This window comes from Bifidobacterium coryneforme (assembly GCF_000737865.1).
GTDB lineage: Bacteria > Actinomycetota > Actinomycetes > Actinomycetales > Bifidobacteriaceae > Bombiscardovia > Bombiscardovia coryneformis.
This window is the reverse complement of record NZ_CP007287.1, coordinates 1,104,379-1,116,988: the sequence shown is the minus strand read 5'-3', so window position 1 is coordinate 1,116,988 and position 12,610 is coordinate 1,104,379. Positions and strand designations below refer to the sequence as shown.

Below are 12,610 nucleotides of genomic sequence, written 5' to 3'. Positions count from 1 at the left end.
GGGGGCGATGGGTGGACTGCCGGATTTGCAGACCGGAATCCATGCCGATCTGGATGATGACCGGAAGGCGGAGGTCCTGATAGAGGCCCTGCCCTGGCTGGAGGAGTTCAGTGGCCAGCGGATTGTTGTCAAATACGGCGGGAACGCCATGGTGGACGAGCACCTGAAACGGTGCTTCGCCCAGGACATGGTCTTCCTTCGCCAGGTAGGGATGCATCCCGTGGTTGTCCATGGAGGAGGCCCGCAGATTACCCGGATGCTTGACGCTCTGGGAATCGAATCCGTCTTCCGCGGTGGTCTGCGGGTCACCACCCCTGAGACCATGGAAGTGGTGCGGATGGTCCTTACCGGGCAGGTCTCTCGGGATCTGGTCGGTCTGATAAACACCCACGGTCCCCTTGCGGTGGGACTTTCCGGAGAGGATGCTTCCCTCTTTTCGGCCAGCCGGTGCCGGCCCCTGGTTGACGGTAAGCCCGTGGACGTGGGACTGGTCGGTGAGGTGGTTGGTGTGGATGCCTCCGCCGTAGAGGACCTGATTGAGGCCGGGAGAATTCCCGTGGTCTCTTCAGTGGCTCCCGATGAAAACGATCCCACCCAGGTACTGAACGTCAACGCCGATGCGGCGGCAGGTGCCCTGGCTTCGGCCCTGGGTGCGCGGAAGCTTGTCATCCTCACCAATGTGGAGGGGCTCTACCGGGAGTGGCCCAAGAAGGAATCCCTGGTCTCCAGCATCGGCACCGACTATCTTGAAGAGGTGATGGACCTGATGCAGGCCGGAATGAAGCCGAAACTTGAAGCCTGTGTCCAGGCGGTCCGGGGCGGGGTGGAGGAGGCCCACATCATTGACGGGCGCCGACCCCACTCCATTCTCAATGAGATTTTCACCAAGAACGGCATCGGGACCATGGTGGTTCCCGGCGACGGCATAAGAATGAGGGGGATCCATGACCACCGGGGCGAGTAAGGCCGGAACCGGGCAGACGGGGAAGGCCGCCTGTGCCTTGGTTGAAACCCCGGTCGGTCCCTGCAGCCGGGACTGGCTGGAGCGTTACGGCCATGCCCACATGAATGTCTTTGGCAGTCCGGCAAGGGTCATGGACCATGGTCAAGGTGTCCACATCTGGGACCTGGATGGGAATCGCTACCTGGATATGATGGCCGGGATCGCCGTCAACTCCGTGGGGTATGCCCACCCCGCCTGGAACAGGGCGTTGGAGGACCAGGCCTCCCGCATGGCCCATATCAGCAACTACTTCGCCTCCAGGCCGCAGATCGAGCTGGCCGAACGCCTCCTGGCCATATCCGGGGCGCCGGAGGGTTCCCATGTCTACTTCGCCAATTCGGGAACCGAGGCCAATGAGGCCGCACTCAAGATGGCCCGGCTCCATGGCGTCGGCATGCTGTCCGGGAAAGGCGGCGGGCCAGGCAGAATCGTCGCCCTGACCAGGGGATTCCACGGGCGCAGTATGGGGTCTCTGAGCGTCACCTGGAAACCGGGTATCCGGGAGCCATTCACCCCCCTGGTCCCAGGTGTGGAGTTCGTTCCTGCCGGAGACATCGATGCCATGGAGTCGGTTTTCGCGGACACGGCCGGAGGGCCGGTCGCAGCCGTCATCATGGAGCTGATCCAAGGTGAAGCCGGGGTCAGGCCACTTGACCCGGCTTATGTTTCCGCGGTGCGCAGCCTCTGCAATGACCACCAAGCCCTGATGATTGTTGACGAGGTCCAGACAGGCATGGGTAGAACCGGATACTGGTTCGCCTTCCAGGACCCGACCCTGTCCGGAGGAGTCAGACCGGACCTGGTGACCTTCGCCAAGGGGGTGGCGGGCGGTTTTCCCATGGGGGGTGTCATCGCCTTCGGGCAGGAGCTGTCCGATCTGCTCGCTCCGGGCCTGCATGGGTCCACCTTCGCCGGAAACCCCCTGGCCTCAGCACTGGGGTTGGCCACGCTCGATACGATTCGGAACGAGGGTCTTCTTGAGAATGCCCGGGCGGCCGGCAATCGGCTGCGTCAGGGAATGGCGGATACGGGGAACCCACTCTACGTCGGCACCCGGGGGAGGGGACTCTTGGATGCGGTCCAGCTGAGCCATCCCTGCTCTCATGCCCTGGCATCCTGGGCTCTTGACCACGGGCTGATTGTCAATGCCGTGGCTCCCGATGCCATACGCCTGGCACCGCCCCTGATCATCGGTCCGGGCGATATAGACCAGGCTGTCGGTATTCTGGCCCAGGTACCCGGTGATTTACCTGATGATTGATCGGTGCCGACCGGTATTTCAGGAAGGGCGGGCAGCGCCCGCCGTTCGCTGCAGGTGCATCAAGGCTAATGGAAACATGAGGAAAGGAAACGGAGGAAACCGATGGCAGACAGACTGAGGCACATGCTCAGGGACGACGATTTGAGCCATGACGAGCAGGCGGAGGTATTGAAACTGGGTCTGGCCTTCCGTCAGGACAGGTATCTGGCCCGCCCATTCGAAGGCCCCCAGGCCGTGGCCGTCATCTTCGACAAGCCCAGCACGCGTACCAGGTCCAGCTTCTCCGTTGGGGTTGCCGAGTTGGGTGGATACCCCCTGGTCATCGACAAGGACGGTTCCCAGCTGGGTAGGGGCGAACCTGTGGCGGATACGGCCCGGGTCCTGACCCGGATGACATCCGCCATCGTCTGGCGCACCTTCGGGCAGGATCGGGTGGAGACCATGGCGGCGGAATCCACCGTGCCCGTGGTCAACGCCTTGACCGATTCCTTCCATCCCTGCCAGATATTGGCCGACTTCCTGACCCTGGCCCAGCACCGGGGTGGGGTGGATGCCCTGCCATGGATGACCATTGCCTATCTGGGTGACGCTGCCAACAACATGTCCAACTCGTACTTGCTCGGTGGGGCGGTCGCCGGGATGCATGTCAGGGTGGCCGGTCCCAACGGTTTCCTGCCTGACCCGGGCATCGTCGAAGAGGCCAGCGCCCTGGCCGAGCAGAACGGGGGATCCGTCCTGGTCACCACCGACCCGGTCCAGGCTGTCGACCAGGCGGACTGCGTTTTCACCGATACCTGGGTGTCGATGGGGGAGGAGGACCAGGCCGCAACCAGGTCCAAGCCTTTCTGGGACTACCAGGTCAATGCCTCGCTGATGGACAAGGCCAAACCGGATGCCCTCTTCCAGCACTGCCTGCCGGCATATCGGGGCAAGGAGGTGACCGCCGATGTCATTGACGGCCCAAGATCCGTGGTCTGGGATGAGGCGGAGAACCGGCTCCATGCACAGAAAGCGCTCCTGACCTGGCTGGTGGCCCAGTCCACCGGGCGGATGGACCTGATTGAGGGGGTGTGCCGATGAGGCCGACTTCCAAGGTGGCCCGCCTGGATGCCATTCGGCAGGCTCTGGCCCGTACCCGTGTCAATTCCCAACAACAGTTGGCCGACATTCTTGAGGAGCAGCAGATCGATGTGACCCAGGCAACCCTGAGCCGTGATCTTGATGACCTGCATGCCACCAAACTGCGCTACCCCGACGGAACCATGGCCTATTGGATTCCCGACGCCACAGACCAGTCCGCCCTGGAGGCGGGGGTGCCGGTCGGAATCGATGCCGGATCGGAGAACAAGACCGACCTTTATCTCTCCAAGGTCCTGACCGGTCTGATTACTTCGGTGGTGCAGGCCAAGAACCTCCTGGTGGTCAGAACACCGGCGGGTGCGGCCCAGTATGCGGCCTCCGCCTTGGACCGGCAGCCTCTGGAGGGCATCCTGGGCACCATCGCAGGGGACGATACGGTACTGATCATCGCCGCGGATGAGGCCAGCGCCAAGAGTCGTGCAGACTGGCTTCTCTCCATCACCTCGGGTGAGGACTCTCCCTCCGCCTGAGAGAGGGCATCGGAGCAGTGACCGAGCCGCACGGCCGGCAGGTCGATGCAGGGAACCGTACGCGCAGAAGAATCGTCAAGCCAAACAAGCACCAAGGAAAGAAGCAGAGTCATGAGTGAGAAGAACCGCATTGTACTTGCCTATTCGGGCGGTCTGGACACCTCGGTGGCCATCCCCTACCTGAAGGAGCGCACCGGTAAGGACGTGGTGGCCGTCTCCTTGGATGTTGGTCAGGGCGGGGAGCGCCTCCAGACCATCAAGAAGCGGGCCCTGGACTGTGGGGCTGTGGAGTCCTACATCGTCGATGCCCGTGACGAGTTCGCCTCGGAGTACTGCATGATGGCCCTGAAGGCCAATGCCATGTATGAGGGCGTCTACCCGCTGGTATCCGCCATTTCCCGGCCCCTGATCACCAAGCACCTGGTCAGGGCCGCCCACCAGTTCGGGGCCGACACCATCGCCCACGGTTGCACCGGCAAGGGGAATGACCAGGTCCGTTTCGAGGTATCGATCATGTCGATAGACCCGACCATCAAGGCCATCAGCCCGATTCGGGATCTGGGGCTGATGCGAGATGTGGAGATTGCCTACGCCAAGGAGCACAACCTTCCCATTGAGCAGACCGAGAAGAGCCCCTACTCCATAGACCAGAACGTTTGGGGGCGGGCCATCGAAACCGGCTATCTGGAGGACCCCTGGAACGGTCCCACTAAGGACGTCTACTCATACACCGAGGATCCGGCCTTCCCTCCGGTCGAGGATGAGGTCACCATCGACTTCGAGAAGGGCATTCCGGTCAGGATTGACGGCAGGGAGGTGACCCCCCTTCAGGCCATTGAGGAGATGAACCGACGTGCAGGTGCCCAGGGTATCGGACGGGTCGATCTGATTGAGGACCGTCTGGTCGGTATCAAATCCCGGGAACTCTATGAGGCCCCGGGCGCCATCGCCCTGATTACCGCCCACCAGGAGTTGGAGAACTGTTGCCTCGAACGTGAGCAGCATCGGATCAAGCGCGACATCGACAAGCGGTGGGGAGAGCTTGTTTACGATGCGCAGTGGTTCTCGCCTGCAGTCAGGTCCCTGAACGCCTTCATCGAGGAGACCCAGGAGTACGTCAGCGGCCAGATTCGTATGATTCTGCACGGCGGGAGGGCTGTGGTGACCGGGCGTCGCTCCGACACCTCCCTGTACGACTACAGCCTTGCCACCTACGAATCCGGAGACAGCTTCGACCAGAACGCCTCCAACGGGTTCATCGAGATCTACGGTCTGCCCGACAGGGTCGCCGCCGCCAGGGACGTCCGCTTCGGCAAGGGTGTTGAGGTGCCGGGACAGGCCGTCGAGTAAAGGGACCCGGAACAGGAACAGGGGTGCGCTCGCAGGAGGGTGGTCATGGCTTGCGGGTGCAGGGAAGAGGAGAAGAGATGCAAGAGGCTAATCAGGACGTGAAGAGTCCCCAGGACCAGGGAATGGCCCTTTGGGGCGGGCGGTTCAGTTCCGGGCCTTCGCCGGAGCTTGCCAGACTCAGCAAGTCGACCCAGTTCGACTGGCGGCTGGCCGATGACGACCTGGCAGGTTCACGTGCCCATGCCAGGGCCTTGGCCGGAGCCGGTCTCCTCACCTCGGAAGAGTTGAAGACCATGGAGGAGGTACTGGACCGACTCCAGGATCAGGTTGATTCAGGAGCCTTCACCCCCAACGAGTCCGATGAAGACGAGGCCACAGCCCTTGAACGTGGTCTGATTGCCCTGGCAGGCGACCAGCTGGGTGGGAAACTGCGTGCCGGCCGCTCGCGGAACGACCAGATAGCGGCCCTGATTCGCATCTGGCTGCGCCGTCATGCCCGTATCGTGGCCGGGCAGATTCTGGCACTGGTCCGGGCTCTGATGGACCAGTGCCGAAAGGCCGGATCCACGGTCATGCCTGGACGGACCCATATGCAGCATGCCCAGCCCGTCCTCCTGTCACACCAACTCCTGGCACACGTCTGGCCCCTGATTCGCGACTTGGAACGACTGGTGGACTGGGATAAACGGGCTGATGCCAGTCCGTACGGGTCGGGTGCCCTGGCCGGAAACACCCTCGGCCTGGACCCCGAGGCCGTGGCACATGAGCTCGGATTCTCCAGGGTCAGTGCCAACTCCATCGACGGAACGTCCGCCAGGGACGTCGTGGCCGAGTTCTCCTTCATCGCAGCCATGGTTGGGGTGGATGTCTCCCGTCTGGCAGAGGAGGTCATCATCTGGAACACCCAGGAGTTCGCCTTCGTCCGCCTGGACGATGCCTACTCGACCGGTTCATCGATCATGCCGCAGAAAAAGAACCCCGACATCGCAGAGTTGGCCAGGGGGAAGGCCGGCCGTCTGATCGGTGATCTGACAGGTCTTATGGCCACCTTGAAGGGGCTGCCCACAGCCTATGCCCGGGACCTTCAGGAAGACAAGGAGGCGGTCTTCGACCAGGTCGATACCTTGGAGGTGCTCCTGCCGGCCTTCACGGGGATGATCGCCACCCTGACCTTCAACAAGAACAGGCTTGAGGACCAGGCTCCCACGGGGTTCGCCTTGGCCACCGACCTGGCCGAATGGCTGGTCAAGCAGGGCGTTCCCTTCAGGCATGCCCACGAACTCTCCGGGGCCTGCGTCAAGCTGGCAGAGGGGAGGGGCTGCGAGCTTTGGGATCTGACCGATCAGGACTTCATCCGGGAATTCCGGAACTACCTGCCGGACGACCAGGCTCCGAAGGTGCGCGAGGTTCTCTCCGCGGCTGGTTCCGTACAGGCCAGGAATGGTCGCGGTGGCACCTCGCCCGGACGTGTGGCGGAGCAGATGGAGGAGGCCGGGAAGCTCCTCGATGACCTTGAACAATTCGCCAGGTCGACTTCGGATGGCCCCGCCTACCATTCTCCCCGGTGAGTCTGGGCCTGTCGCCTGAGATACAATGCCATCTCGGTATATAAGGTGAGGCAGGCTCCGGCCATCTGTGTGGTCTGTGGGTCCGCTGATTCCTTGATTTTCAAGGGAAGGCAGTGGTAGGTATGAACCCGGTGGTGCTGGTCGAGGCCTGGTGGGCCAAGCATCATGTGAAGTTGGCGGCGGAACCGGCGGGGGAACGCCAAGGGATCTGTTCGGTGCCGGAGGGGTCGGATATCCACCATTCCGGGGCCGGTCCGCTGACCCTGGTCGCCATTGGAGACTCCATGGCGGTTGGATGTGGCGTTACGGATCAAAACCAGGGATTCATTCCCGCCATCGCACAGGCACTGGCATCACGTATGGGCAGATCGGTGCAATGGTCGGCTCACGGTCGGCTGGGGGCCACCATCCGGCGGGTGCGTTACCGGCTTCTTCCGGGCTTCACCGGCCATGCCGACCTTCTGGTGGTTTGCGCCGGTTCCAATGACATCATGGCCAATAGGTCCTGGGATGAATGGCGGACCGATCTGGACGCCACCCTCGAAGAGGCCAAGTCCAAGGGGAACCGGGTCCTGGTCCTCAGTTCGGGCCAGCTCTATCGCGATCCCGCCCTGGGCAGGGCCCTGCGGGCTGAGGTGGAGCGGCGGATCGACCGGCAGACCGCGATCAGCAAGGAGGTCTGTGCCCGGGCGGGTGTGACCTACGTGGATGCCACTCATGACGATGTCGGTACGGACCGGGAGGACTTCTGGGGTATCGATCACTTCCATCCTGGGCGTGAAGGCTATCGACGCATGGCTTATTGTGTGGTGGGCAAGTTGCCCGAGTCTTTCATAGATGAGCTCCGTGCCGCCTGATCGGACCTCCGACGTCCCGTCATGCTTTTGGGTGAAATATCAGGCCTGAAAGCGGGTCTCGGTGTCGCCCTCATTTGCAAGAATGGATAGGTTACGACTACATTCACGATAATTTGATAGGGAGTTGCCTCACATGGCGCAGGTCACTGATTTCAAGGAAGCGGGCTTCGACTCGCTCTTCGACGAGCTCAAGTGGCGCGGTCTCATAGCCCAGTGCACGGATGAGGTCGAGCTCAAGAAGACCCTGAGCGATGAATCGGTGACCTATTATTGCGGATTCGATCCGACCGCCCCCTCCCTTCACGTGGGCAATCTTGTCCAGCTGCTCAACATGCGTCACCTCCAAGCCGCAGGTCTCCATCCCATAGCCGTGGTCGGCGGTGCCACCGGGCTGATTGGCGATCCCCGCCAGTCGGGGGAGCGGACGCTGAACCCCAAGGAGACCGTTTCCGAGTGGACTGAGCGCCTGCGCAGGCAGATTGGCCGCTTCCTGGATACCGAGGGCGAGCAGGCTGTCCGTTTCGTCAACAACTTCGAGTGGACCGGGTCCATGAGCGTCATCGACTTCCTGCGTGACGTGGGCAAGAACTTCCGCATGGGGACCATGCTGGCCAAGGACACCGTGGCGCGCCGGCTCAACTCCGACGAGGGGATCTCCTTCACCGAGTTCAGTTACCAGGTTCTGCAGGGCAACGACTTCCTGGAGCTCTTCGATCGCTACCACTGCACCCTTCAGCTGGGTGGAAGCGACCAGTGGGGGAATTTGACCTCCGGGCTCGACCTGATCCGCAAGGTTCGTGGAGCCTCGGTTAATGTCATGACCAGCCCACTGATTACGGATTCCCAGGGCAAGAAGTTCGGCAAGTCCGAAGGGAACGCCGTCTGGTTGGACTCGACAATGTTCAGTCCCTACCGCTTCTATCAGTTCTGGTTCAACCAGTCCGACGACCAGGTGGTCAAGCTTCTGAAGACCTTCACCTTCCTCTCCAAGACCAGGATCGAGGAACTGGAACGTGAGGTGGCCGCCAATCCTGGAGCCCGAGAGGCCCAGAAGGTCCTGGCCTGGGAGGTCACCAGCTACGTACACGGCGATCATGCCGCCCAGGGGGCCATTGATGCCTCCGGTGCCCTCTTTGGCCGTGGAAAGACCCTGGAGGAGTTGGACGAAGATGTGCTCGACAGCGCCCTGGACGGCCTCAAGGTGGAGGGAGCCGACGGTAGTCGGGTCTTCGCCGCCGCTCAGGTTGGACAGCGCGTAGCGGAGGCCGGAGTTGGTGCAGGCCTTTTCAAATCGGTATCCGAGGCCCGGAAGACCATCAAGTCGGGTGGTCTCTACCTGAACAATCAGCGGGTGGAGGACCAGGACATGGTCCTGGACGAGAATGACTTTCTGCATGGGCGCTTTGCCCTGATTCGCAGAGGAAAGAAGGCCTTGGGCGCTCTCGAACGCCAGGCCGCCAAGTAGGAATAAAGGACACAGATGGCAGAAGAATACAATCGCTCCCGCAACGACCGGGGCCACTCCGACGGCCCTCGCTCGGGAGGTTTCCGCTCCGGCGGCCAGCACTCGGGCTACCGCGGCAAGGGCGGCTACAAGGGCCACGGGTCCTCGGATTCCAGGGGCGGCGGCTATCGCGGAGGTTCACGTTCAGGCGGGTTCCGTCACGGCAGGGATGACTTCCACGGCAATCGTGACCGGCAGGAGGGCCAGGGCGGTGACCGCAGGCGCGATGACCGGCAGGGTTCATACCGCCATAACGACCATGACCGTCGTGATGATCGGCGCTCCGGGTATGGTGACCGCCGGCAGGATGGTAACCGCCGTGGTGGCTACCAGGGTCGCCGCAACGACGGCAACGGTCATGGCGGATACGACCATCGCAGAGGGTACGACCGCCGCGATGGTGACGATCGTCGGGACTTCCGGAACAGGGATAATCGTGATGACCGTGGGGGCTACCGCTCCGACAACGGGGATCGCGACGGATACCGTGGCCGTTCCGGTGGTCGTGGCGGGTACGGCTCCAACCGTGGCGGCGGCTTCCATGACCGTCGACAGGGTCAGGATCGTGGGTATCAACGCCGAGACGATCGGCGTCAGGATGACAGGCGCCGTGAAGACGGGCATCAGGGCCAGGACCGCAGGTTCGAGCGTCGTGATGACCGGGGTGGATTCCGCAGGGACGACAACCGCGGATATTCACGGGGCAATGATCGCCGCAACGACCGCCGTGATGACAGGCATGGGAATGGCCGTACCTATGGTCGTAGGGATGACAACCACCAGCGTCGTGATGACCGTGGGTATCAGCGCCGCGACGATCGTTACGACAATCGCAGGTCCGGCGGCTACGGCGAGGGTCGCCGGGATCGAAACGACGATCGGCGCCGCGACAACGGCTTCGACCGCCATGGTGACCACAGGGACCAGCGCGGCTACAACAGGCGCGACGACCGTGGCGGCAACCGTGGCTATGATCGGAGAAACGATCGCGGCGACAACCGCAGGGGCTTCTATCAGCGGGACCGCCACGAAGGATATGACCAGGCCCGCCGCAATTCGGACGGAACCATCTCCTATCCCTCGCAGAATCCGTATACGGACCGCCGTCCGGGTGAGCCGAAAATGCCCAAGGGACTTGAGTGGTCCATGCTCTCCAAGGATGAACGTGAGCGCCTGCGCGGTCTGAGCAAGGAGCATGCCGAGAACATCGGCCTGCATGTCCTGGCTGCCTACGCTCTGGAGGAAAGCGACCCGGAGGGTGCGCTGGACCACGCCAAGTGGGCTGCCAGGCAGGCTTCCAGGATTGACCTGGCACGGGAGACCCTGGCCCTGGTGGCATACAGGCAGGGTGACTACAAGCTGGCCCTGAAGGAGTTCCGCACAGCCTATCGGATGAACGGGTATCAGGATTATCTCCCCTTCATAGCGGACTGCGAGCGGGGACTGGGCAATGCCCGCAAGGCCATTGAAGAAGCCACCTCGGAAGAGGCGCAGAGGCTGACGGGTGAGTCAAAGGTCGAGATGTTCCTGGTCTACGCCGGTGCCCTTGGCGATCTGGGTCTGTGGGACAAGGCCATTGAAACCGTTCAGGCACTGGTCAAGGCCAGAGGGCTGAGCGGGGACTACCGGATGCGTGCCGTCCAGGCTGAGCAGAATTTCCTGGATCAGGCCGGAAGGTCCGAAGATGCCTTGAAGCTTGAGCCTCTCCTGGAGAAACTCGAGGCACAGTATGCCGACGAGGAAGAGGACCCGGACGCTCCCCCCAAGGAGATTCTGATTGACTATGACCTGGAACATCTGGATGACTCGATGATGGAGGAACTCTCCATCGATCCAAGTGAAGGCGACTATCTGGATGAGCTGGATTCGCAGCGGTCCGGCACCTTCGTCTGGGGTCAGGATACCGTCCGACCAGAGGTCATCCCGGCCCAGGTCGGCTGGATCCCTTCGGTCATTGCCGGTCAGGGCAAGAAACAGAACGATGCAGAGCTTGACGGCAATCCTGAGCGCTTGGGCGCCACCCAGGCTCCTGTTGCCGATGAAGTCCTGGAAGATCAGGCCTCAGACAATGCAGGCCAAATGGACCAGACCTGGGAGGATTGATCGATGACCGCATTCCTGAAGGGTATTGAGACTTCGCTGTCCCGGACCTACCGTCTGGCCCTCTTGGACCTGGACGGTGTGGTCTACCGCGGTGCCAACCCCATCAGGAATGCGGCCACGGGTATATCCCAGGCCGAGTCGCAGGGGATGACCATTTCCTATACCACCAACAATGCGTCAAGGACCCCGAAAGTCGTAGCGGACCAGCTGCGTGGATTCGGGCTGGAGCTCGATGACCGTCAGATTGTCACTTCCTCCATTGTCGCCGCCAGGATGCTTCGCCATAACCTCCATGCGGGGGCCAAGGTCCTGGTCATCGGCGCAGACCATCTCCGCGAAGAGGTCAGGGCCAACGGGCTGGAAGTGGTGGGTGCGGCAAGCGACCATCCCGAAGCCGTGATTCAGGGTTGGAACCCGAAACAGAACTGGGAAGATCTGGCAGCAGCCGCTTATGCCGTCGGGCAGGGTGCCCGCTTCTTCGCGACCAACATGGACAGGACCATCCCCCGGGAGGGGGGTATAGCACCGGGGAACGGTGCCATGGTCGAAACGGTGGCAATCGCCAGTGGCAAGTCACCGGAGGCTTCGGCCGGCAAGCCCGAGTCCGCCATGTATGACGAGGCCCGACAGATGCTGGCCGATGGAGCCGAGCCGATTCCCGCCAAGGAGTGCCTACCGGTCGGTGACCGGTTGGATACCGATATCGAGGCGGCCAATCGGGGCGGGTATGATTCCCTGGTGGTTCTGACCGGCGTGGCCAGTGTCGAGTCCATCATCCTGGCTGAACCCAAATATCGTCCCACCTACATCAGCGCTGACCTCCTCGGGCTGGTCACGCCACATGCAACCCCCGAGAAGTCCGCCGACCAGATCTGGCATTGTGGGCGCGCCACGGCTGTTCTGAGGGGTGGAACCGTGGAACTGCACTCCTCCGAGGCACACGATGGTGTCGAGAGCACCTATGATCCCAGGACGGATCTGGACGCCGTTCGGGCCAGTGCCTGCGCCGTTTGGGAGTACATGGACCAGGGGCACGATGTGCACGACCTGCGTCTTCCCCAATTCAGAATCGGTGCCTGACCATATGGACAACCAGGGAACCGACCAGGGTGGCAGCAAGGCCAACCCCTTGAAAATGATGGCCCGAGCTGCTGGTGAAGCCGGACGGGTCGATGCCTCCTCATCGCAGGAGCCGACGGCCCGTGGGGAGAATGCTACGGGCATGAAGGAGCTTGTCGGGCGATTCCCCGAGTTGGACCACATTGATGACCTGGATCTTGAGGACCAGGTCAAGGCATATCAGAGTGCCCTTGCCGCACTCCAGAAGGAGTTGCATGGACAGGACTGATTCCCC

General features: G+C 62.3%; 11 protein-coding genes. All 11 read left to right on the top strand.

What is annotated here, in order from left to right; translation table 11 throughout:
* The first annotated feature begins 7 nt into the window (after window positions 1-7).
* The 11 genes from argB (at window position 8) to bcor_RS04335 (ending at window position 12,604) form a co-directional block, all read left to right on the top strand.
* The gene (gene argB / locus bcor_RS04385) at window positions 8-964 is read left to right on the top strand and encodes an acetylglutamate kinase (RefSeq protein WP_033498046.1); all 957 of its coding nucleotides are present in this window, start codon (window positions 8-10) and stop codon (window positions 962-964) included.
* Window positions 945-2,264, top strand: a complete 1,320-nt coding sequence (locus bcor_RS04380) for an acetylornithine transaminase (protein ID WP_081870347.1) — start codon at window positions 945-947, stop codon at window positions 2,262-2,264. Before argB ends, bcor_RS04380 begins: the two co-directional genes overlap by 20 nt.
* 102 nt (window positions 2,265-2,366) lie before the next feature.
* Window positions 2,367-3,344: an ornithine carbamoyltransferase gene (argF, locus tag bcor_RS04375; protein WP_033498047.1), complete on the top strand. Its 978-nt coding sequence runs from the start codon at window positions 2,367-2,369 to the stop codon at window positions 3,342-3,344.
* The gene (locus bcor_RS04370) at window positions 3,341-3,874 is read left to right on the top strand and encodes an arginine repressor (protein WP_033490335.1); all 534 of its coding nucleotides are present in this window, start codon (window positions 3,341-3,343) and stop codon (window positions 3,872-3,874) included. Before argF ends, bcor_RS04370 begins: the two co-directional genes overlap by 4 nt.
* 111 nt (window positions 3,875-3,985) lie before the next feature.
* Window positions 3,986-5,224 carry an argininosuccinate synthase gene (locus bcor_RS04365; RefSeq protein WP_033490304.1) on the top strand — a complete coding sequence of 413 codons (1,239 nt, stop codon included), beginning with the start codon at window positions 3,986-3,988 and terminating at the stop codon, window positions 5,222-5,224.
* Window positions 5,225-5,301: 77 nt separating this feature from the next.
* Window positions 5,302-6,792 carry an argininosuccinate lyase gene (argH, locus tag bcor_RS04360; RefSeq protein WP_051875673.1) on the top strand — a complete coding sequence of 497 codons (1,491 nt, stop codon included), beginning with the start codon at window positions 5,302-5,304 and terminating at the stop codon, window positions 6,790-6,792.
* 122 nt (window positions 6,793-6,914) lie between these two features.
* Entirely contained in the window at window positions 6,915-7,649 is a 735-nt protein-coding gene (locus bcor_RS04355) for a GDSL-type esterase/lipase family protein (protein ID WP_033498048.1), read from the top strand.
* A 133-nt stretch (window positions 7,650-7,782) separates the two neighbouring features.
* Complete coding sequence (tyrS, locus tag bcor_RS04350; RefSeq protein WP_033498049.1) at window positions 7,783-9,114, top strand: tyrosine--tRNA ligase; 1,332 nt, start codon at window positions 7,783-7,785, stop codon at window positions 9,112-9,114.
* Window positions 9,115-9,129: 15 nt separating this feature from the next.
* A complete protein-coding gene (locus bcor_RS07660; RefSeq protein ID WP_051875672.1) occupies window positions 9,130-11,256 on the top strand; it encodes a tetratricopeptide repeat protein in 2,127 nt (708 codons plus the stop codon).
* 3 nt (window positions 11,257-11,259) lie between these two features.
* Window positions 11,260-12,336: an HAD-IIA family hydrolase gene (locus bcor_RS04340; protein WP_033498051.1), complete on the top strand. Its 1,077-nt coding sequence runs from the start codon at window positions 11,260-11,262 to the stop codon at window positions 12,334-12,336.
* Window positions 12,337-12,340: 4 nt separating this feature from the next.
* A complete protein-coding gene (locus bcor_RS04335; RefSeq protein WP_148303956.1) occupies window positions 12,341-12,604 on the top strand; it encodes a hypothetical protein in 264 nt (87 codons plus the stop codon).
* Window positions 12,605-12,610 lie beyond the last annotated feature (6 nt).

What these genes read in the sequence shown, in the direction of transcription:
- argF (WP_033498047.1), top strand. Translation starts at nt 2,367, where the DNA reads ATGGCAGACAGACTGAGGCACATGCTCAGGGACGACGATTTGAGCCAT.
- bcor_RS04355 (WP_033498048.1), top strand. Translation starts at nt 6,915, where the DNA reads ATGAACCCGGTGGTGCTGGTCGAGGCCTGGTGGGCCAAGCATCATGTG.
- bcor_RS04365 (WP_033490304.1), top strand. Translation starts at nt 3,986, where the DNA reads ATGAGTGAGAAGAACCGCATTGTACTTGCCTATTCGGGCGGTCTGGAC.
- bcor_RS04340 (WP_033498051.1), top strand. Translation starts at nt 11,260, where the DNA reads ATGACCGCATTCCTGAAGGGTATTGAGACTTCGCTGTCCCGGACCTAC.
- argB (WP_033498046.1), top strand. Translation starts at nt 8, where the DNA reads ATGGGTGGACTGCCGGATTTGCAGACCGGAATCCATGCCGATCTGGAT.
- bcor_RS04380 (WP_081870347.1), top strand. Translation starts at nt 945, where the DNA reads ATGACCACCGGGGCGAGTAAGGCCGGAACCGGGCAGACGGGGAAGGCC.
- bcor_RS07660 (WP_051875672.1), top strand. Translation starts at nt 9,130, where the DNA reads ATGGCAGAAGAATACAATCGCTCCCGCAACGACCGGGGCCACTCCGAC.
- bcor_RS04335 (WP_148303956.1), top strand. Translation starts at nt 12,341, where the DNA reads ATGGACAACCAGGGAACCGACCAGGGTGGCAGCAAGGCCAACCCCTTG.
- tyrS (WP_033498049.1), top strand. Translation starts at nt 7,783, where the DNA reads ATGGCGCAGGTCACTGATTTCAAGGAAGCGGGCTTCGACTCGCTCTTC.
- bcor_RS04370 (WP_033490335.1), top strand. Translation starts at nt 3,341, where the DNA reads ATGAGGCCGACTTCCAAGGTGGCCCGCCTGGATGCCATTCGGCAGGCT.
- argH (WP_051875673.1), top strand. Translation starts at nt 5,302, where the DNA reads ATGCAAGAGGCTAATCAGGACGTGAAGAGTCCCCAGGACCAGGGAATG.